The organism is Micromonospora rifamycinica (assembly GCF_900090265.1).
In the GTDB taxonomy this organism is placed as follows: Bacteria; Actinomycetota; Actinomycetes; order Mycobacteriales; family Micromonosporaceae; genus Micromonospora; species Micromonospora rifamycinica.
Genome location: NZ_LT607752.1, coordinates 451,554 through 467,727 on the forward strand (window position 1 = coordinate 451,554; position 16,174 = coordinate 467,727).

The 16,174-nt window shown below is 71.0% G+C and carries 12 protein-coding genes and 1 pseudogene; 11 read left to right on the top strand and 2 right to left on the bottom strand.

Annotated elements, in window-relative coordinates:
- Positions 1-21 precede the first annotated feature (21 nt).
- Both GA0070623_RS01875 and GA0070623_RS01880 read left to right on the top strand, forming a co-directional pair.
- The gene (locus tag GA0070623_RS01875) at positions 22-456 is read left to right on the top strand and encodes a hypothetical protein (protein WP_157746947.1); all 435 of its coding nucleotides are present in this window, start codon (positions 22-24) and stop codon (positions 454-456) included.
- Positions 457-595: 139 nt separating this feature from the next.
- The gene (locus GA0070623_RS01880) at positions 596-3,100 is read left to right on the top strand and encodes an RHS repeat-associated core domain-containing protein (RefSeq protein WP_231932621.1); all 2,505 of its coding nucleotides are present in this window, start codon (positions 596-598) and stop codon (positions 3,098-3,100) included.
- A gap of 795 nt (positions 3,101-3,895) precedes the next feature.
- Here GA0070623_RS01880 and GA0070623_RS01885 read toward each other — a convergent pair.
- Complete coding sequence (locus tag GA0070623_RS01885; RefSeq protein WP_067313963.1) at positions 3,896-4,270, bottom strand: winged helix-turn-helix transcriptional regulator; 375 nt, start codon at positions 4,268-4,270, stop codon at positions 3,896-3,898.
- Between the two features lie 89 nt (positions 4,271-4,359).
- Here GA0070623_RS01885 and GA0070623_RS01890 point away from each other — a divergent pair, with 89 nt between their 5' ends.
- The 3 genes from GA0070623_RS01890 (at position 4,360) to GA0070623_RS01900 (ending at position 6,777) form a co-directional block, all read left to right on the top strand.
- A complete protein-coding gene (locus GA0070623_RS01890) occupies positions 4,360-4,770 on the top strand; it encodes a RidA family protein (protein WP_067313960.1) in 411 nt (136 codons plus the stop codon).
- 222 nt (positions 4,771-4,992) lie between these two features.
- Positions 4,993-5,325 carry an RCC1 domain-containing protein gene (locus tag GA0070623_RS01895; protein WP_067313958.1) on the top strand — a complete coding sequence of 111 codons (333 nt, stop codon included), beginning with the start codon at positions 4,993-4,995 and terminating at the stop codon, positions 5,323-5,325.
- Between the two features lie 114 nt (positions 5,326-5,439).
- Positions 5,440-6,777 carry a glycoside hydrolase family 43 protein gene (locus GA0070623_RS01900; protein ID WP_067313956.1) on the top strand — a complete coding sequence of 446 codons (1,338 nt, stop codon included), beginning with the start codon at positions 5,440-5,442 and terminating at the stop codon, positions 6,775-6,777.
- A gap of 52 nt (positions 6,778-6,829) precedes the next feature.
- Here the strand turns inward: GA0070623_RS01900 and GA0070623_RS01905 are convergent, their stop codons facing one another.
- Positions 6,830-7,846 carry a sigma-70 family RNA polymerase sigma factor gene (locus GA0070623_RS01905; RefSeq protein WP_067313954.1) on the bottom strand — a complete coding sequence of 339 codons (1,017 nt, stop codon included), beginning with the start codon at positions 7,844-7,846 and terminating at the stop codon, positions 6,830-6,832.
- 95 nt (positions 7,847-7,941) lie between these two features.
- On the opposite strand from GA0070623_RS01905, the gene GA0070623_RS01910 reads away from it, so the two are divergent.
- The 6 genes and pseudogenes from GA0070623_RS01910 (at position 7,942) to GA0070623_RS01930 (ending at position 16,173) form a co-directional block, all read left to right on the top strand.
- Complete coding sequence (locus GA0070623_RS01910; protein ID WP_067313952.1) at positions 7,942-8,772, top strand: alpha/beta fold hydrolase; 831 nt, start codon at positions 7,942-7,944, stop codon at positions 8,770-8,772.
- A gap of 130 nt (positions 8,773-8,902) precedes the next feature.
- Positions 8,903-11,980, top strand: a complete 3,078-nt coding sequence (locus GA0070623_RS01915) for a VWD domain-containing protein (RefSeq protein ID WP_067313950.1) — start codon at positions 8,903-8,905, stop codon at positions 11,978-11,980.
- 315 nt (positions 11,981-12,295) lie between these two features.
- A complete protein-coding gene (locus GA0070623_RS01920) occupies positions 12,296-12,835 on the top strand; it encodes a flavin reductase family protein (RefSeq protein WP_067313949.1) in 540 nt (179 codons plus the stop codon).
- Between the two features lie 104 nt (positions 12,836-12,939).
- A pseudogene (locus GA0070623_RS01925) lies at positions 12,940-14,007 on the top strand (PQQ-dependent sugar dehydrogenase); the annotation flags it as partial.
- A 165-nt stretch (positions 14,008-14,172) separates the two neighbouring features.
- Positions 14,173-14,430 carry a cellulose binding domain-containing protein gene (locus GA0070623_RS31610; RefSeq protein ID WP_067311149.1) on the top strand — a complete coding sequence of 86 codons (258 nt, stop codon included), beginning with the start codon at positions 14,173-14,175 and terminating at the stop codon, positions 14,428-14,430.
- Positions 14,431-14,469: 39 nt separating this feature from the next.
- Entirely contained in the window at positions 14,470-16,173 is a 1,704-nt protein-coding gene (locus GA0070623_RS01930) for an alpha/beta hydrolase family protein (RefSeq protein WP_172898360.1), read from the top strand.
- Position 16,174: the final 1 nt, after the last annotated feature.

Below are 16,174 nucleotides of genomic sequence, written 5' to 3' on the forward strand. Positions count from 1 at the left end.
GTGTCGAGAAGGGACGTTCGGGTGACAGACGACCACTCCGGGGCTGGGTCCGCCGCCGATGTGCCGAGGCGGCGACGCCGCTGGGTCAGCCTGGTGGTGGTGTCTCTTGTACTGCTCGCTCTGGGGGGTGGTGGCGCGGCGGCGTACTGGCAGTTCGCCGACCGGAAGGACGAGGATCCGGGGGTGACCGCGTGTCGCTCGGCGGGGTTCGTGGTGCGGGCCGAGCAGGGGCAGGTTGCGCCTGCCGATGAGGCGCAGCGGGTGGGAGAGCTGTTCCAGCGTTCCGCTCATGAGGATCTGAAGTCCGCGGGGGTGACTGCGGTGGGCATGGTGCAACGGGTGCAGAGTCGTCGCGGTAGTGAGGAGGTACAGCACTTCGATCGGGTCACCTTGACCCGTGTTGTTCCCGGGCTCATTGCGGCCTGCGAGAATCACCAGGTCACCGTCAAGTCGTAAGGGCAGGGCCTGACTGCATACACCACCAAGTACAACGGCTTCAACGCCTTCGGCGCGTCCACCGGCGAGACCATCACCATTCCTGCGGTCGAAGGACTGCTCGGCAACACGTACACCTTCGGTCAATGGCTATCTCGGGGTGACCGGGCAGCCGTACAGCAACGGCTTCCCGGCCAAGGGTGGGCTCCCCTCCGAGACCGTCACCTACGCCTACACCGGAGCCCTGGAACTGCCGACCACGGCCGGTAGTCTGCTCGCCACCTACGCCAACGCCACCTATTACGACGCCTGGGGCCGGGTGACCGGCGGCCGGATCAACGCGAGCAGCAGCCTGGCCACCGTCATCAACACCTATGACGACCACAACAGCCGGCTGAAGACCCAGAAGATCACCAAAACCACCACCACTACCAAGGACGTCGCACAGAAGGAATACGAGTACGACCTGTTCGGCAACATCACCAAGCAGGTCGACACCCGCTACGAGCCGGCTACCACAGCAGAGACCCAGTGCTACCGGTACGACGCGCTTCGCCAGCTCACCTCCGCCTGGACCGCCACCGACAACTGCGCGCTCGCGCCGAGCGGCAGCAACCGCGGCATGGTCGGCAGCGGCATCAGCCCCGCCAGCGCCTACTGGACCGAGTGGACGGTAGACACTCTCGGTAATCGTCAGAACCAGAAGCAGTACGCGCTCACTGGTGGCACGGACATCACCACCACCTACGCCTATGACGGCAACAGCAAGGGGCAGCCGCACACCCTGACCAGTACGGCAACCAGCGGCGGACTGACCGGTGCCACCTCGTACACGTACGACAAGACCGGCAACATGGCCACCCGCAGCGCGGGTCAGGGCAACCAGACCCTGAGCTGGGACGACACCGGCGAGCTCACGGCCGTCACCGGCGGCACGGACGGCGACAGTTCCTTCCTGTACGACGCCGACGGCAACCTGCTCATCCAGAAGGACCCCGGAAGCAGCACCCTGTACCTGCCCGGGCAACAGATCACCCTCAACACCACCCAGACCCTGAGCGGCGTGCGGTACCACCCACTCCCCAACGGTGCGACCGCGATCCGCACCGGAACCGGCACCAGCTACGGCTACACCATCCCCGACCACCAGGGCACCCCGGGCCTCTACCTCAACAACACCGCCCAGGTCCCCACCTGGCGGCAGTACACCCCGTATGGCGCCCCCCGCGGCGCCACCGTCACCACCCCGGACAACCGAGGCTTCCTCAACCAGCCCCTCAACACCAATACCGGGCTGACCCAGGTCGGAGCCCGCAACTACGACCCCGATCTCGGCCGCTTCATCTCCCTCGACCCACTGCAGGATCTCGCCGACCCACAGCAGTGGAACGGCTACGCCTACGCCAACAACTCACCCGTCACCACCAGCGACCCGAGCGGACTGATCCCGGCGGACTGCCGTGAATTCGACTGCTACGGCTACAGCCCCACCAAGGGATGCCCAGGCGGCTGCGGCACTCCAGAAAACCAGCGGTGGGGAAGACGTAACGGCCGCAAGGGCACCGCGCCGACGCGACGAAACGACCCGCGGATCCTCGGCCACGTCATCCGAGTCCCCGTCACGGTGCCATTAGAAGAATTCACCCGCCGTTGGAACGAGCAGCGCGGTGAATGGTTCGGCCGGGAGTTCACCTCCGATGATATTTTGCAGGCTCAGGACGAGCGGCGCCTCGCGATGAACATCTGCCACGAGATGGGCCGGCCCGGGGGTTGTCAGCAGTGGATCGAAGAACTCTACAACCCGTATATCGATTCTCTGGCAGCTACCCTGCCCTCTGATGATCTGATCCCCGGAGGAGTGGGCGGCCTCGGCGCCGCAGGGGCGGTCGGACGCGGGGGAAGTCGGCCTTCCGTCGGTGGTGGCGGCTGTAAGAGTTTCAGCGGCGACACCAATGTCCTGATGGCCGACGGCAGCGCCAAGCGCTTGGACGAGGTGCGGCCCGGTGACGAAGTGCTCGCTGCGGACCCAGAGTCCGGCATCCAAGGCCCGCGGCGGGTAGAGCATGTATGGATTCACCCCGACGAACTGATCGACCTGGAGGTCGGCGGAGCACTCCTCACCACCACCGAGGACCACCCCTTCTGGAACCACACCGACCGCCAGTGGCAGCGAGCTGACCAACTCGATCCCGGAGATCTCGTCCTCAGCCCCGACGGACTCCACCCCGTCGGTGGCCTCCTCCCCTCCTCGACCCAAACAGCCCTCGCCTACAACCTCACCGTAAACTCCATCCACACGTACTATGTGATAGTCGGCAACACGCCTGTACTGGTACACAACTCTAGCGGCCTGTGTGGCGCTCAGGCGCTGGAGAGTGGAGACTGGCAGCATATAGTTGATCGCCATCGGCCCGGCGGTGCACTGGTAACTGGCGATGCTGGAATATTCAGCGGCAAGGCCAAACTTGTTCGCGCGCGGATTGCCGAAACTGTCAACCGGGGGGTGCCTCGGTCAAATTCGCCGGATCCCGCCACCGGGGCACCTCGGCCCGGCCAGGTTTATGAGTGGGACTTCGGCACGCCCGTTGGAAGAGCCGGGCCTAACAATGGTGGTGGAGAGTTGAGACGAGAATCCGCGTTGTTGTGGACGGCGGCAAGGTTGTGACGGCATTTCCATTCTAGGTGGATAGCGATAAGCGAGGAAAGTGTGATTCACCTGACGTTCTCCCTTCCTGACGCTGGGTCTCCTTGGCTTAGGACCTGGGATGATGCTAAAAAGGGCTCCTCTCTGGCATTGGTTACCGAGACTGAGCTCAGATATAAGTACTTCGGCGTTCGCTTCACATTCAGAATGGGTGATACTGAAATTACCCCCTGGGCAATTTGTGACGCTCGTCGATCTAGCTATTTCCCTGTCTTTCGTGGCGGCGAAGATTGCGTTAGGTCAGGATGCAGCATTCGGTTTCACGGAAAATGCTGAAGTGGTTCATTTGCGTCACGATGGCGATCTCGTTATAGCGACGTCCTCTGTGAGTTCTGCATGCGGATCTGTGGACCGTGGAGAATTCCTCGAAGCGATTGCCAGATTTCTGCGAGCAGCCCACTTGAGGTTAACTTCGGAAGTTCCTGAACTCTCCGATAATCCGGTTATCCTGCGGCTGGGCTCGGAGTAAGCGGAAGCCGGGAATTGTGCGGGTTGTGTAGCACCTGCCTTTTCGATGGGCGGTCGTAAAGACCTTTGTCTACCAAATTTTGAAGCGAGCAATAGTCATGCGGTGAACGTCTTAAATGGCGTAAACGAGTGTCTTTATTATCAGATTCCGAATCTCGCCGACCGCGAGCACCGCGACAGCCGGCGGGCCGCGTCGGTGTGACGCCGAGCGGGGTCTGCGCTGCCGCCCCGCACCGCGCGGTGCGGGGCGGGCGTGGGGTAGGGGAGGGGCGGCGGACCTCGGTGGCCTCACCCGGCCTCGTCGTACGACCGGCGGGCGGCCTCGATGGCGGGCAGGTGCCGACCGGCCCAGTCGAGGAGCACGTCGACCGGGTGTCGGAGGGTCTTGCCCAGCGTGGTGATGCGGTACTCGACGGCGACCGGCCGTGAGGAGAGGACGTGCCGGACGATGATGCCGTTGCGTTCGAGTCGGCGCAGGGTGGCGCTCAGCGACTTCTGCGACACGGTGGGGATGGCGTGGCGCAGCTCGTTGAACCGGGACGGACGTTCGCAGAGCTGGTTCAGCACCTCCAGGGACCACTTGTCGAGGACCTGGTCCAGGAGTTCCCGGTGCGGTGGGGTGATCTGGAGGCGTTCTGCCGCGAGGGGGTCGGTATCTGCCATGACACCTAGTCTCGTTGAAGTTTCCTCCAGGCACCAGGTATCCATGAGCTACTGAAAGAGGTACGAGCCACCACGAGGAAGGAAACCCGATGGGTGTCCAGTTCTTCTCCCCGCAGGGGATGACGCAGCCCGTCCCCTATCACCACGTCGCGGTCGCGTCGGGGTCGCGCCACGTCCACGTCGCCGGCCAGATCAGCCGGGACGAGGCGGGCCGAGCCGTCGCGGGAGGTGACCTGCGGGGTCAGGTCGCCCAGGCGCTGCGCAACACCGGGCGCGGCCTCGGCGGTGCCGGCGCGAGCTTCGCCGACGTCGTCCGCCTGACGTTCTACGTGACCAACTGGTCGCCGGAGCGGATCGGCGACTTCCTGGCCGGCGTCGAGGACGTCGCCGGCGAGCTCGGCCTGCAGCAGCCGCTGCCTCCGTCGTCGCTCATCGGCGTCGACTACCTGTTCGAGCCCGACGTACTGGTCGAGGTCGAGGCGACGGCGATCCTGGACTGATCGCCCGTCCCGCAACCGTCGCACCGGCTATATTCCTGGAATCGGCTGGCGGAAGATCGGCTCGAAACGAGGAATACCCGCTTTCCGCTCATTCTGAGTCCACTATTTCTGATGATTCTTCGGCTTCCGGTAAGGGTGCGGACGCCCCTGCCGGACACGCCACCTCCGGGCGGATCGACGCGGCCCGTCCCGCCGCGGGCGGCTCCGGGTGAACTCGGCTCGGTGACGGCTGTCGCCGCCGGATACTGGCACAGTCTCGCCCTGCGCTCGGACGGCACCGTCGTCTCCTGGGGATCGAACACCGAGAGCCAACTCGGTGACGGCACCACCATCAACCGTGCCGTCCCGGTCCGGGTGTGCGCGGTGGGCCGGACCGCTCCGTGCACGCGGTATCTCGTCCTGATCAGAGCCGTCTCCGCCGGGGTGTGGTACAGCCTCGCTCTGCAACCCGACTACACCGTGGCTGCCTGGGGCCACAACGACTTCTTCCAGCTCGGCGACGGTACCCATCTCACGCATCCCGTCCCCGTGCAGGTCCTCGCACCCCGCACGTAGCGCCGTGGGGAAGCCCTCCGGGGGTGGGTGCCCGAGGGCACGGCCCGCAACACCTACGAAAAGCCCTGGCAACAGTGCAGAATGACGTACATCGATCTATGGAAGGGTGTGTCGATGGGACGTCTCCGCCACGCCGCTCTGGCGGCGGTGCTCTGCGTACTCGGTGGCCTGCTGGTGGCCGTACCCGCGCGGGCCAACGCCGCCGGGCCGGTCCCGCACTACCTGATGACCGCGTTCACCAACAGCAGCGAGTCCAACATGTACGTCTACGACTCGGCCGACGCCACCCGGTTCACCCTCCAGCGGGCCAACGCCTACACCCCGCCCTCCGGGCTGGTCCGCGACCCCAGCGTCATCCGGCACACCGACGGGTACTACTACCTCGTCTACACCACCGGCTGGACCGGCAACACCATCGGCATCGCCCGCAGCAGCGACTACCTGAGCTGGACGTTCCAACGCAACGTCACCATCGGCGTCGCCCCCGCCAACGGCAGCACCTGGGCACCCGAGTGGTTCGTCGACAGCGACGGCAGCGTGCACATCGTGGTCTCGGTGTCCCAGACCGGCACCGCCGGGCAGTTCCAGCCGTACCGGATCACCGCGACGAACACGGCGTTGTCGGCGTGGAGCGCCCCGGCCGCGCTCAACGGCATCGGCACCAACCACATCGACAGCTTCATCGTCAAGGTCGGCAACACCTACCACAACTTCATGAAGAACGAGACCACCAAGTACATCGAGCACGCCACCGCCACCGCGCTGACCGGCCCGTGGAGCTGGGTCGGCACCGGCAACTGGGCCGGCTGGGGGGCGGGCCTGGAAGGCCCCGCCCTGGTCCGGCTGCCCGACAACCGCTGGCGCATCTACTTCGACCAGTACGGCGCCGGCCGGTACTACTCCGCCGACAGCAGCGACCTGTACGGCTTCACCGGCAAGACCGAACTGGCCGGCCTGTCCGGCACGGTCCGCCACTTCACCGTGCTGCGGGAGAGCGTCGGGGACAGCTCCGCCCCGCCCACCGGCAACCGCTCGCTGCGCTCGGCGAACTTCCCCGACCGGTACGTCCGCCACCGCGACAACGTCGCCCGCATCGACGTGCTCACCGGTGGCAGCCCACTCGCCGACCGGCAGGACGCCACCTTCCAGATCGTCCCCGGGCTCGCCAACGCCTCCTGCTACTCGTTCCGCGCGGTCAACGGCTCCTATCTGCGGCACTGGGACTTCTCGATCCGGCTCGCCGGCAACGACGGCAGCGCCGTCTTCGCCGGGGACGCCACCTTCTGCAGCCGCGCCGGGCTGGCCGGCGGCGGCAGCTACTCCTTCGAGTCGTGGAACCATCCGGGCCGCTACCTGCGGCACTACGACTACGTGCTGCGGGTCGACCCGTACGCCGCCGGCAGCACCTTCGCCGGGGACGCCTCGTACACCCTCACCACGCCGCTGGCCTGACCAGGCCGAGGATCGGCCGGCGGTGGTGGTGCGACCGCCGGCCGACCCGCCGTCAGCGGGTGGCGGGCAGGCCGAACGCCGGGAACAACGCGCCGTCGAGGAACGACGTGAGCTGGGCGATCCGCCCGTTACGCACCGTCAGCACCGTGATCGACCAGGGCAGGTACGGGCCGCTGTCGCCCGCGCGCAGGTAGTTGGCCACCGCCGGTTGGCCGTTGGCGGCCACCGGGACGTGCCGCCACCCGCCGCAGCTACCCAACGGCATCGCCCGCGCGAAGTCGAGCACCGCGTCGAGCCCGGCGTACCAGTGCGGCAGCGGCGGCATCGCCCAGGTGACGTCCTCGGTGAGTAGGGCCACCAGGGCGTCGGCGTCGCCGTTCTCCAGCGCGGTGGCGTACCCGGCGGCGACCGCCCGGAGCCGGGTGTCGCCGAGCGCCCGCAGGGTCCGCTGCTGACTGTGGGCCGGCACCCGGTCGGCGACGACCCGACGCGCCCGCGCCAGCGCCGAGTTGACCGAGGCGGTGGAGGTGCCCATCATCGCGGCGATCTCGGCGGCGGTGAAACCGAGTACGTCGAACAGCAGCAGGGCGGCGCGCTGGTTGCCGGGCAGGTGTTGCAGCGCGGCGACGAACGCCAGCTCGACGGCCTCCCGCTGCTCGTAGCGGACGTCCGGGGCGGCCGGGCCGGCGGCCACGGCGGCATCCGGGTACGGCCCGAGCCACCGGACGTGCCCGGCGGCGGCGCTGTCCGGCACGGCGTGCGCGCTGGCCGGCCCCAGGTCGACCGGCAACGCCCGCCGACCCCGGCCGGCGGCCAGGTCCAGGCAGGTCCGGGTGGCCACGGTGTAGAGCCAGGTCCGCAGCGAACTGCGCCCCTCGAACCGGGGCAGTGCCCGCCAGGCCCGCAGGAGCGCCTCCTGCACCGCGTCGTCGGCGTCGAACGGTGAGCCGAGCATCCGGTAGCAGTGGGCGTGCAGCTCCGCTCGCAGCGGCCCGACCAGCGCGGAGAACGCGGCGTCGTCCCCGCCCCGGGCGCGGGTCAGCGTCACGTGGTGGTCGTCGGTCGCCATGCCGGCGAGAATAATCCGCGCGACCGACGATTCCGCCGCCCGCGGGGAGTCTGTACCGGGTAAGCACCACACCTGGACACCCGGAGGACCCCGAGATGAGCAGTCCCGCCACGATGCCAGTGACCACCGCCACCCTCGACGTCCCGGACGGGACGCTGTACTTCGAGGTACGCGGCAGCGGTCCGCTGGTGGCGCTGGTCGCCGCCCCGATGGACGCGCGGGCCTTCGGCCCCCTGGCCGACCTGCTCGCCACCGACCACACCGTGCTCACCACCGACCCGCGGGGCATCCGCCACAGCCGGCTGCACGACCCCGAGCAGGACTCCACGCCCGTGCTGCGCGCCGGCGACCTGGCCCGGCTGCTCGCCCACCTGGACGCCGGACCGGCGACGGTGCTCGGCTCCAGCGGTGGCGCGGTCACCGTGCTGGCACTGGCCCAGCACCACCCGCAGGCGGCGCACACCGTGATCGCGCACGAACCGCCGTTGCTGCTCCTGCTCGACGACCGGGCCGAACTCCTCGCCCGGGAGGACGAGATGGTCGCCACCTACCGGCGCGGGGACCGGCTGGGCGCATGGCGCCTGTTCCTCGCCAACGCCAACATCACCATGCCGGAGGAGATGATCCAGGGCATGTTCGGTCACACGCCGGACGCGCAGGACGCCGCCGACGAGCGCTACCAGTACCTGCACACCCTCCAGGGCACCACCCGCTACGAACCGGACGTCGCCGCGCTGCGTGACGGCCCCACCCGGGTCCTGGTGGGCCTCGGCGCGGATTCGGCCGGGGAGCTGTGCGACCGCAGCTCCCGGGCGCTGGCCGCCGCGCTGGGGGTGCCGCCCACCATGTTCCCCGGCGGGCACCTGGGCTTCGCCGACGACCCGGCCGGCTTCGCCGCCCGGCTGCGCGAGGTCGTCTCCGGATAACCGTCGGAAGCCGGTGGACGGCCATCGGAACCCGGTGGACGGCCGTCCACCGGGTTCCGGCCGGCGCGGCGGCGACCGATCCGCGACAGTCGCGGGGGATTCCGGGAACCCCGGTCCTAGAGTGCCGGCCATGACGGTGATCGTGCGACTCGGCGCTGGGCTCGTCGTCCTCGTGGCGGCCCTGGCGTCGGGGCCGGCCCCGGCCCACGCCGGGCCGGCCGGTACGGGCCTCGGGCTGGAGCTGCGGACCGCCGCGCCCCGGTACCTGCCGGGCGAGCAGATCCGCCTGACGCTGACGGTGAGCAACGCCACCGGCGCGACCTGCGCGCTGGCCACGGTCGCCGACGGAACGGTGCGGGTGACCTCGGTCCGCCGGGACGGACACGAACTGGTCCCGGCCCTCGGCCGCAGCTTCTACGGCGACGGCATCGCGGCCGCCGCCACCGCCGGCACGGCGACCGTGGCACCCGGGGGGACGGCGACCGTGCCGCTGGTCGGTGTCCGGACGCACGACGGCGACGACGCCGGTGCCGTGGTGCTGCGGTCGGTGGCGGCGACCCCCGACGGTGGCGGGCTGGACACCCGCTGGCCGGTCGGGGCACCCGGACGCTACGAGGTGACGGCGGGCTACACGACCCTGCCGGTGACCGGGCTCGACGACCCCTGCCCGGGGGCGACGGGACTGCGGACCGTCAGCTTCACCGTCGGCGACGGCACCCCGGTGCCTCAGCGGCGGTGGCCCTGGCTGCTCGGCGGTGCGCTGCTGGTGCTGGTCGTCGGGGCGTCGGCGGTGCTGCTGCGTGGTCGCCGCCGCCCGGCCGCCGCCACGGTGGCCCTGGTGCTCGTCGGCGTCGGGACCGTCGTCGGCGGCACCGGCCGACCGGCCCGGGCCGACTACCAGGTCGACCCCACCGCCGGGGTGCCGGTCAGCGGCGTCGACTTCCAGGCGGCCGTGGACGGCTGCCTCCAGGGGTTCGCGGCGGCCGGCGGTGACCCGGCGGGCATCCTGCCCCGGCTCAAGGACGCCACGACACCCCGGGTTCGGATCATCCCCACCCCCGGCGGCTCCGGCTCCTTCGAGACCCCGGACAGCAAGGACGGCAAGGGCTCGTCCACGGTGACCTGGAACCCGACCTCGGTCGAGCCGTACGGCGACGGCGTCGCCCGGGATCCCTGCGCGGCGCTCTACCACGAGCTGAACCACTCCGACGACATCTCCCGTGACAGCGTGCCGAAGGGGGACTGCGGGGGCACCGGGATCAAGGCGGCCGAGGTCAAGGCGACCCTGGCGGAGAACAGGTACCGGGCGGCCAAGGGCCTGCCGCCGCGCACCGAGTACGACGGCAAGACTCTGCCCAAGAGCTTCGACGAGTGCAGGAAGCCGGCGAAGAAGACCCCACCGCCGAAGGGGCCGGTCAAGCTCTGCGAGGACGGGGCGGACTGCGGCGGCAGCAACGGCGACCCGCACCTGGTGACCTTCGACCGGCACTACTACGACTTCCAGGCCGTCGGCGAGTTCGTGCTGGTCGACTCGACGGCGGGGGAACCCCTCACGGTCCAGGCCCGGCAGAGCCCGATGGGGGACTCACGGACGGTGTCGGTCAACACGGCGGTCGCCGTCCGGATCGGCGCGCACCGGGTCGCCCTCACCCTGGTCGACGGCGACACCGAGGTACGCGTCGACGACGCCGTCCTGGTGCCGGCCCCGGGGCGCACCCCACTGCCCGGCGGCGGCACGCTCACCCGCCGTGGCTCCGACACCGGGGAGGCCGACGGGTACGACCTGGGCTGGCCCGACGGCTCCGCCGTCGCCGTCGACCAGATCGGCCCGTACGGCTACCGGGTGCTGGCGAAGCTCGCCCCGGGCCGGGCCGGGAAGGTGCGAGGGCTGCTCGGCGACTTCGACGGCGACCCGACCGACGACGTCGCCACCCCCGCCGGCGCCCCGCTGGCCCAACCGGTGCCGTTCGACAAGCTCCACCCGTCGTACGCGGACGGCTGGCGGGTCACCCGGGACACCTCCCTGTTCAGCTACCCCGACGGCCGGGACACCGCCTCGTTCACCGACCGCGCCTTCCCGGCGGAGGCGGTGAGCGTGGCCGACCTGGATCCGGCGCGGCGGAGTCAGGCCGAGCAGGTGTGCCGGTGGGCCGGCATCACCGACCCGTGGCAGCTCGCCGAGTGCGTCCTCGACGTCGGGGTGACCGGCCGCCCCGAGTTCGCGGTCAGCGGCGTCGGCACCGAACGGATCGCCCCACCGGCCGCCGCGCCGATCGCCGCGACCCCGGTCGCCACCGGGACGCTGATCCCGGGCGGTAGCCCGCTGGCCTTCCCCGGCCGGGCCGGCGACGCCGTCTTCGTCGACGTCACCGCGCCCGGCCTGGCCGACGGGTGTTCCCCGTACCGGCTGTTCGACCCGACCGGCACCGAGCTGGCCAGCGGCTGCCAGGTCGCCGGCCGTGGTCACATCGACCGCACCGACCTCACCGTCGACGGCACGTACACGGTGGCCCTCGACGACGCCGCCGACGGTACCGGGCGGGCCGCCGTGCGGGTCTACCTGGCCCGGGACGTCACCGGTACGCTGCGCCCGGACGCGCCGGCGGTCTCCGCGGCGATCGTCGATCCGGGCGGTCGGGCCCGGTACCGGTTCACCGGGGTCGCCGGTCAGCGGGTCTTCGTCGAGGTGCCGGAGAGCACCCTGCCGGACCAGTGCTCCCCGCTGGAGCTGCTCGGCCCGCAGGGAACGCGGCTGGGCAGCGGCTGTGTCGTCAACGGCAGCGGCGACGTGGACGGCACGGTCCTGCCCGCCGACGGCACGTACACGGTGCTGGTGGATCCGGTGGACCGTACCGTCGGCACGGTCGCGCTGCGGCTGTTCGCCACCCGCGACCAGGTCGGCGCGATCACCGTCGACGGCCCGCCGGTCGTCGCGGCGCTCGACCGGCCCGGCGCGGTGCGGAGCTACCGGTTCACCGGTACGGCCGGCACGTCGGTGACCGTGACGGCCACCGCCGCCACCCTGCCCGACCAGTGCTCTCCGCTGGAGTTGCGCGACGCCGGGGGTGCGGTGCTCGGGGCCGGCTGTGTGGTCGACGGCGTCGGTGGCATCGGGGCGACGGTCCTGCCGGACAGCGGTGTCTACACCGTCGTGGTGGACCCGTCGGGGGCGGCCACCGGCACGGTCACCCTCACCCTGCGGCGGTGACCCGTTGCCGGCCGACGGATCGTCGCCGCAGGTGGCAGGGGTACGAGTGGTCCGGGTGGCGGAGATCGTGCCGCCGTCGGGTCGACCGGGCCGGTACGGCGGACGACCGGGGGACGACGGCTGGCCGGCACCGGCGTCCCCGCGGGGCTTGAAGTCCTATCCCGGGGATAGGAAAATCCATCCATGCTGCTCGTCAGGCGCTCCACCTCCTGCCGGTCGTCGACCTGATGCGGGTCGCCGCGCACCGCTGTCCCGGACCCCCCACCACCGTCTGAACGGCCGTGCCGTCCGATCCGCCCGCAGGAGGCCCGTGAGATGACCGTGCCCGACGCTCTCCCACCGCCGGTCGAGGCCGACGCGGACACGCTGCGTACGGTGCTGCGGCACCAGGCCAGCACCGTCACGGTGATCACCGCGCCCGGCGCGCCGGCGGTCGGCTTCACCGCCACCTCGTTCACCTCGGTATCGCTGACCCCGCCGATCGTGTCGTTCTGCCTGAACCTCGGCGCGTCGAGCTGGGCCACCATGTCCCGGACCCGGCACCTGGCGGTGCACCTGCTCGCCGGCCACCAGCAGGAGTTGGCTCGTACCTTCGCCACCAGCGGCATCGACCGGTTCGCCGCACCGACCCGGTGGCGGGTCGGGCCGGAGGGGGTGCCGATCCTCGACGACACCCTGGCCTGGCTGCTCTGCCGGGTGGTCGAGCGGGTGACCGTCGGGGACCACGCGATCGTGCTGGCCGAGCCGGAGCTGATCCGGCACCCCGGGGTCGGGTCGCCGCTGCTCTACCACCGGGGCCGGTACGCCGGCCTGGCCGGTGTGCCGGAGGGGGCCTCCCGCCGTTCCGCCGCGTGACCACCGGGCCGGCGGGCCGCTCCCGGTGGCGGGTACACCGGTACCAGCTATATTGACGAGAATCGTTCAATGAGCTGGAGGTGCCCGACGTGAGACTCCGTCCGATGGTGGCGGCGACGGTCGTGGCGGGTCTCGCCGTGGCCGGCGTCGGCACCGCGACGCTCGCCGGGGCCGCGCCGGCCGCACCGCCGCCGGGGGTCGCCGCCCTGGCCGTGGGCGACTTCGACTTCACCCGTCCGCAGGTGGTGGCCAGTGGTCTGACGGTCCCCTGGGGGATGGACTTCCTGCCCGACGGCAGCGCCCTGACGGCGTTGCGCAACTCGGGCCAGGTGCTGCGGGTCCGTCCCGGTCAGACGCCCGAGCAGGTGGCCCAGATCGCCGGCGTGAACGCCACCGGCGAGGGCGGGCTGCTCGGCCTGGCGGTCTCTCCCGGGTACGCCCAGGACGGGTACGTCTACGTCTACCTCACCACCTCCACGGACAACCGGATCGTCCGGTTCCGGCTCAGCGCGCCACAGAACCAGGAGCCGGTCCTCACCGGGCTGGCCCGCGCCAGCACCCACAACGGCGGCCGGATCGCCTTCGGGCCGGACGGGATGCTCTACGCCGGCGTCGGTGACGCGGGGCAGACGGCCAACGCGCAGAACCCGCAGAGCCGCAACGGCAAGATCCTCCGGATGCGGCCGGACGGGTCGGTGCCGGCGGACAACCCGACGGCCGGCTCCCTGGTCTACAGCCTCGGCCACCGCAACGTGCAGGGCCTGGCCTGGGACGCCCAGGGGCGGCTGCACGCCGCCGAGTTCGGGCAGAACACCTGGGACGAGGTCAACCTCATCGTGGCCGGCGGCAACTACGGCTGGCCCACCGTCGAGGGCCGGGGCAACGACCCCCGGTTCCGTGACCCGCTGGTGGTGTGGTCGACCGCGGAGGCCTCCCCGAGCGGCGCGGCGATCGCCGGCAACCGGCTCTTCGTCGCCGCCCTGCGCGGCACCCGGCTGTGGACCGTGCCGCTCACCGGGACCGGTGGGGTCGGCACCCCGACCGCCGAGCTGACCGGCGTCTACGGACGCCTGCGGACCGTCGAGTACGGGCCGGACGGCTGGCTCTGGGTCACCACCAGCAACCGGGACGGACGGGGCACCCCGGCGGCGACCGACGACCGGATCCTGCGCTTCCCCCCACGGGACACCACGCCGCCCCCCACCACGCCGCCGCCGACGACGCCCCCGACCACCACGCCGCCGCCGACGACGCCCCCGCCCACCACCACCCCGCCGCCGGTCTCGTGCCGGGTCGGCTGGCAGGCCAACCAGTGGAGCGGCGGCTTCACCGCCGAAGTGTCGATCACCAACCTGGGCACCCCGGTGACCGGCTGGACCCTGACCTGGACGTTCGCCGCCGACCAGCGGATCACCAACGCCTGGAACGCGCAGGTCACCCAGTCGGGTGCCGCCGTCACCGCCCGCAACGCCAGCTGGAACGGCACGGTGCCGCAGAACGGCACGGTCAGCTTCGGCGTCCAGGGCACCTTCGGGTCCGGTAACCCGCGCCCCGCCGCGTTCCAGTTCAACGGGGGCACCTGCCTGGCCCAGTGACGCGACGCGGCCGGGGCCGGCGTCGGCCGAACCGGGGCAATGTGCCGGATTCGCCGACGCCGGCCCCTGTTCCGGTGGAGCCTGCGAGGGAGGCGATCGTGCACGGTGCGGCGGAACGGGGTGGTCGTGAACCGGAGGTTCGCCGGGCTGCTGCTGCTGACCGGCCTGATGCCGATGATCGAGGCCACCGTGCTGGTCGCCCTCGGATTCCGGGCCGCCGAGGGGGTTCCGCCGCAGGTCACCGCCTTGTGGCCCTACGACACGTACCACGATCTGCGGTGGCTCTACGTCTACCACCGCACGTGGTGGGGGTTCGTGCTCTGGCTGGGGTACGTGCTGGTCGCCCGGGGCCTGTTCACCACCGGCCTGGTGGTGCTGGCCTGGCCGGCCGGGGTGCCCCGGCCGTCGCTGGGGTGGCTGCTGCGGCGTAACGTCGCGCTCGGTGTGCTGGTCGGCGTGTTCGTCGCGCCGTGGGCGGCGATCTCGGTCGCGGCGTCGGTGGTGGCGCTGTCCTGGGTGCTGCTGGCGTCGCTGCTGCCGATGTTCCTGCTCGCGCCGTTCCTGCAACGGGTGGCCGTGGTGGAGCACTGGTGGCGGGGGCTGCCGTCGATCTCGCTGGTGGGCTGGTCGCTGTTGAACTTCGTGGTGCTCACCCTGGCCGGTGCCCTGTGCTGGCGTACGCCCGGCTGGTGGACGGTGCCGGTGGCCGGGGTGGCCGGGACGATCAACGGGCTGCTGTGGAGCCGGACGGTCCGGGCGGCGCTGCTGCCGTCGCGGCTGCGCTGGGCACGGGTGCCGGTGACCCCGCTGGCGGCGCTGCTGGCGGTCGCCGTGCCGCTGGCCATCCCCCCGGTGACCGAGCTGGTCCCGGGCAACGAGCAGTGGATCAGGACGGCGGTGCTGGAACGACCGCTGCCGTCCCAGGTGACCCACGCGGTGATCGTGCTCACCGGCTACGGCTCCGACTACGGCGGCGAGCAGCCGTCCGATCCCCGGGTGCAGCGGTTCTCCTACCGGGGGCTCGACCCCGACGGCAGGCCGCTGGCGTACCGGTCGGCGGACACCACCAGATCGATGGCGGACAGCGTGTCGCTGCTCGCCCGGCAGGTGGACGGGCTGCACCGGCGCACCGGGCGGCGGGTGGCGCTGATCGGGGAGAGCGAGGGGGCGATGGTGGCCCGCACCTACCTCGCCCGCCGGCCCGATCCCGCGGTCGACATCCTCGTCATGTTCAGCCCGTTGATCTACGCCGGCCGGGCCTACTACCCGCCTCCGCACCACGAGCAGGGCTGGGGGGTGGTCACCGGGTGGCAGCTGCGGCTCATCTTCGGGCTGGCCGAGGTGGGTGGTGGGCCGGACGAGCCGTTCATCCGCTCCCTGCTCGACGACGCCCCGTTCTACCGCAACCAGCTGATGTGCCCGGTGCCGGGCGTCCGGATCGTCGCCTTCCTGCCCACCGCGACCGCCACCGAGGCACCCCCCGGCGAGTACAGCCGCATCCCGGTCTTCCAGATCCCCGGCGTGCACGGCGGCCTGCTGGACCGCCGGCTGGTCCAGGACCGGTTGATCGATTTCCTGCTCGGCGAACCGATCGCCCAGACCCGGGCCGAGTACCCGCTGCTCCAGAGCTTCGCCGCCGGCTGGCAGGCACCGCCGTTGCCGATCGCGGCGAACCCGGCCTGGGCGGGTAACCGGCAACCCGACCCGGCGTTCACCGGGAAGGTCTGCCTGCCACCCGACTGAC